Raw genomic sequence first — 4,845 nt, 5'->3', positions numbered from 1 at the left:
TGCACCGGGGACGGTGTGGGAGAGTAGGACACCGCCGGACAAATATTTGATTGGTAGGGAAGCCATCCACATTGTGGGTGGCTTCCCTGCGTTATAGAGCATTTTATGCCTGAAGCCGTCAGGCACCGGTCCCTCTCGGTCTCGTCCGAGGTACGAGCTCGCAGAGCGCGATACGTTCTCGGTCGGCGCGTCCCGGGGGCTTCGGGGCCTTGCTAGGCTGGAGGTGCCGGGCCACCCCACCACGGGTGGCCTTTGTCGCGTAAGGCGCCTATGCGCGGGCAGCGACAGAGTGAAACGGGCCTGTGCCCCGCGGCCGGATGGACCGTCCCCTCCGCACATGGTCGGCGCAATGAGCGAACGCGGATCACGGTGGACGCGGTGAGCGAGCAACGAAGGATAGAAGTGAACAGAGATAACGGACGTGAGGACTCGGGCCGTCCCGAAGACGGTGGAAACCGCTCGGGCGGGGGTTCTGGAGGGTTCCGCAGCGACCGCCCCGAGGGAAGCAGGGGCGGCCGGCCAGGTGGTGCCGACCGCGCGGGAGCCCGTGGCGAGGGACGTCCCGGCGACGGCCCACGCTATGGCGAGCGGCGTGAGGGCCGATCCGCCGGTCCGTACGGGTCCCGCGATCGTGACTCTCGTGGGGGACGTCCGTTCCAGCGCGACAATCGTGGCGACCGCCCGTTCAACCGTGAGGGCGGCGGTGGTTCGAGCAGCGGCCGTCCGTCCGACCGCGACAACCGCCCGGGTCGCTCATTCAACCGTGACGACCGAGGCGGGTCCGGTTTCAACCGCGACGACCGCGGGGGCTCCGGTTTCAACCGCGATGATCGCGGCGGTTCCGGTTTCAACCGTGACGACCGCGGTGGTTTCGGCGGCGAGCGTTCGTACGGCCGTGGTGACCGCGATCGCGCGCCTGGCGGCCGTGGCGGAGGCTCGTACGCTCCGCGCGGTGGTGACCGTCCCTATCGTGAGGGCGGCCGGCCGGATTCCCGTCCCGGAGAGCGGCGCGAGGGTGGTCCCGCCGGCGGTTCCTCCGGCTGGCGCGACCGCGACGACCGCGGCGGACGCCCCTCGGCGTCGGGCGACCGTGGAGGTCGTCCGTTCCAGCGTGACGATCGCGGGGGTTCCGCCCCGCGCCCCTTCAACCGTGAAGGCCGCGGTGGTCCCGGCGCGCGTCCGTACAACCGTGACGATCGCGGCGAGCGCGAGAGCCGTCCCCCCTACCGTGACGATCGGGCGGGTTCCGGTGACCGATCGTTCGGTCGTGAGGGTCGTGACGATCGCTCTGGTGGGCACCGTCCGTTCAACCGTGACGACCGGCCTGGCGGTGGTCGTCCCTTCACCCGCGACGACCGCGGTGGCTCGGGTGAAGGCCGTCCTGCCGGCCGCGACGATCGGGGCCCGTCCGCCGGCCGCTCGTATGGGTCCGGAGAGCGTCCTCATCGCGAGGGTGGCAGGCCGGACTCCCGCCCCGCCGATCGGCACGAGGGCCGCCCCGCGGGGTCGTCCGGCTGGCGCGACCGCGATGACCGCGGTGGGCGTCCCGTCAGCGACGACCGCGGTGGCCGTTCCTTCAGCCGTGACGACCGCGATGACCGCGGTGCTCGCCCGTTCAACCGTGACGACCGTGGGGGCCGTCCGTTCGGCCGTGACGAGCGCGGCGAGGGCGGCGGCCGTCCGTTCAACCGTGAGGGGGGCGGTGGTCGTCCGTTCAACCGTGATGATCGTGGTGGTCGTCCTCCCTTCAATCGTGACGACCGTGGGGGTCGTCCCTCCTTCAATCGTGATGATCGTGGTGCGTCGGGGCCGCGTCCGTTCAGCCGCGAGGGCCGCGACGATCGTGGAGCCGGCGGACGTCCCCCTTACGGGGAGGGCCGTCCTTCCAGCCGCGACGACCGCGGCGGCCGTCCGTTCAACCGTGAGGGCGGTGGTGGTCGTCCGTTCAATCGTGACGACCGTGGGGGTCGTCCCTCTTTCAGTCGTGATGATCGTGGCGCGTCGGGGCCGCGTCCGTTCAGCCGCGAGGGCCGCGACGATCGGGGCTCTCGTGAGGGCCGTCCGTCCGGCGGCGACCACGGCAGGGCGTTCGGACACCGTGAGAGGGACGGATACGCTTCCCGCGATCAGCGGGACAGCGCCCCGCGCTCCGACAGCGCGGGTTCGCGCGCGCGGTACGGACGTGATCGCGGCTTCGAAGGCGGCGCCGAGCGCGCGCCTCGCGAGGAGCGCGCCCCGATGCCGGAGCTGGCAGCGGACATCACACCCGATGAGCTGGAGAAGGACGTTCGGGACGAGCTGCGCTCACTCCCGAACGACCTCGCGAACATGATCTCCTGCCACCTCGTGGCGGCCGAGCGTGCCCTGGGCGAGGAGGACGCGGCGCTCGCCTACGAGCACGCCAAGGTCGCCCGGCGGTTCGCCGCCCGCATCGGAGTCGTGCGCGAGGCCGTGGGCCTGGCCGCGTACCGGGCGGGGCACTACGCCGAGGCGCTCAGCGACCTTCGTGCCGCGCGCAGGATGACCGGATCGGATGAGTTCCTGCCGATCATGGCCGACTGCGAGCGTGGCCTCGGGCGTCCGGAGCGCGCTCTTGACCTGGTGCGTTCCCGCGAGGCCGAGCGTCTTGACCGGGCGGGCCGCATCGAGCTGGCCATCGTCGAGTCGGGCGCCCGGCGCGATCTCGGGCAGCACGACGCGGCGGTGATCACGCTGCAGCGGGTGCCGGAGCTGCGCAACCAGGAGCCGCACCCGTGGTCGGCCCGTCTGGCCTACGCGTACGCCGACGCTCTCGCGGAAGCGGGGCACGAGGGCGCGGCGACCGAGTGGTTCGAGCGCGCGATGATGTTCGACGAGGGCGGCGAGACCGAAGCGGCCGAGCGCTACGCCGAGCTCACCGGCGCGGTCATCGAGGACCTCGAAGACGAGGACAACGAGGACGTCGCGTTCGACCTGGACGCGGACGACGGCGACGAGGAGCCGGCGGAGACCGAGGCTCGGCAGGGCGGCGCGAGGCTCGCGGCCGACGCCTCCGGCCTGGTCGTCGAGGACTCCGATGACGACTCAGAAGATGACGGTCTGGACCTGATCGACGAGGAGCCCGAGACTCACGGTCCCGCGTCGACCCGCGAGGAGCCGGGCACGCCGGCCGGTGAGAAGCCGGGGGCGATGGAAGCCCCCGCCGATGGAGACCTTCTCGCGAGCCCCGGCGAGGCCCCGGTGGACGTCGCGGACGACTCTCTCGGGCGGTCTGTCATCGACGACGAGCCCGAAGTGGCCTCCGGCGACACCGCCGGGCCCGATCGCGACGCCGCCCAGCCCGAGCGCGGTGCCGCCGAGCCCGAGCTCGAGCGCGGCGCGGATGCGACGGTACGTCCTGTCGGCGGCACGCCTGCCGCGGAGACGGCGAAGCCCGATCTGAAGACCACGCGGCTGGAGGTCGGGATGGCTCCGGCGTTCATCGAGCCGGACTTCGGTGTTTCGGCGGGGGCGGTTCCGGGGGATGTTCTCGACGACGAGGACGCCGACGGCGAGCAGCCGGGCAACCGCAAGGCCTGAAGCGTGAGCTGACGAGGGGTGGTGGGCGCCGCCATATGTGAAGGCGTGCGGCGCCCGCCACCCATCGTTCCCACGCCGGAGCGATCCTATGCGCGCTCGTGCGGATTCGTCCCCCGCAAGGTCGCTCTACCCGCCGTGGGGCTTGGCGTGGTCGAGCCAATGCATGATGCCGGCCACGTTCGACGGGGCACCGCTGAGCATCTCGAAACGCTCGGACGTCTCGTCGTCCTCCGAGGCCAGCGCGGCGTAGCGCTCGCGAGTCCTCTCACGCACCATCGCCACGGCGTGGTCGAGATCCATGCCTTCCGAGTGGGCCTGCCGGGTCAGGTCGACCCACACGCGCAGTTCGTCTGCTGAACGTTCCAGGGTCGTGACGACGTCGGCGACGGGCCCGTAGTGGCTGAACAGCAGTCGCTGGGGCCCGAGCGCGCCGAACAGCGCCACGGAGTCGAGAGCCGTCTGGAGGTCGAAGTCCGGCGGCGGGGTCGCGGGACGCAGATCACCGGTCTCGGGGAGGTACACCCCGGCCGCGTCGCCGACGTAGAGGTCTCCGGTGGCCGAGTCGAGCAGGCCGACGTGGTGCTTGGCATGGCCGGGGGAATAGTGGCTGGAGAGCATGCGGCCGCCCCCGAGGTCGACCGAGCCGGTGTCGCCCAGGGCCCGGATGCGCGCCGCGTCCGTCGGGGTCAGCGATCCGAACAGGGTGTCCAGCTTGTCTCCCCACACCATGCGGGCGCTGGCCATGAGACGGGACGGATCGGCCAGGTGCCGCGCGCCCTTCTCGTGCACCACGATCTCCGCTGACGGGTAGAGGCCGGCGATGTCGCCGACACCGCCGGCGTGGTCGAGATGGATGTGCGTGACCACCACCGTGGCGAGGTCATCGGGTCCGACGCCGAGCGAGGTCAGGGCGTCGCGGACGATCGGGGCCGAAGTGGATGTGCCCGTCTCGACGAGGCAGGGCCGGTCGCCGAGGATCAGGTAGCCCGCGGTGATCCCCGAGTAGCCGGCCATCCGCGTGTCGATCTCGTAGACGTCGCCGCCGAGCGGTGTGACGTTGTCCACAGGCCACTCCCTTGCTCCCTGGGTCCGGACCGGACGCGGACCGTCTCGACCCGAACCGTGCTCGCTGACGAGCGTAAGGCACATGCCCCGATCGGGACGCGGCCCGGCCGTTCCGGCGGTCCTATGTGCGCCGCGAACACCCCGCGCCAGCCCGCCGTGCCCGCCACGATCCCCCCGGCGAGCGGGGCGACGACGGACGCGACGCCGAGGACGGCCATGAGG

Annotated in this window: 3 protein-coding genes; 1 reads left to right on the top strand and 2 read right to left on the bottom strand. The window is 71.7% G+C overall.

Going from position 1 to position 4,845, the window contains the following annotated elements; genetic code table 11:
- Positions 1 to 753 precede the first annotated feature (753 nt).
- Entirely contained in the window at positions 754 to 2,097 is a 1,344-nt protein-coding gene (locus AB0B89_RS34895; RefSeq protein ID WP_358561583.1) for a hypothetical protein, read from the bottom strand.
- Between the two features lie 141 nt (positions 2,098 to 2,238).
- On the opposite strand from AB0B89_RS34895, the gene AB0B89_RS34890 reads away from it, so the two are divergent.
- On the top strand, positions 2,239 to 3,558 hold the full coding sequence (locus AB0B89_RS34890; protein WP_358561580.1) for a hypothetical protein: 1,320 nt from the start codon (positions 2,239 to 2,241) through the stop codon (positions 3,556 to 3,558).
- 126 nt (positions 3,559 to 3,684) lie between these two features.
- Here the strand turns inward: AB0B89_RS34890 and AB0B89_RS34885 are convergent, their stop codons facing one another.
- A complete protein-coding gene (locus AB0B89_RS34885; RefSeq protein WP_358561578.1) occupies positions 3,685 to 4,623 on the bottom strand; it encodes an MBL fold metallo-hydrolase in 939 nt (312 codons plus the stop codon).
- Between the last annotated feature and the right edge of the window lie 222 nt (positions 4,624 to 4,845).

It is taken from the genome of Sphaerisporangium sp. NPDC049002, assembly GCF_040649355.1.
In the GTDB taxonomy this organism is placed as follows: domain Bacteria; phylum Actinomycetota; class Actinomycetes; order Streptosporangiales; family Streptosporangiaceae; genus Sphaerisporangium.
The sequence above is the reverse complement of the archived record's forward strand: the minus strand, read 5'-3'. Positions and strand labels throughout refer to the sequence as shown.

What these genes read in the sequence shown, in the direction of transcription:
- AB0B89_RS34890 (WP_358561580.1), top strand. Translation starts at nt 2,239, where the DNA reads ATGCCGGAGCTGGCAGCGGACATCACACCCGATGAGCTGGAGAAGGAC.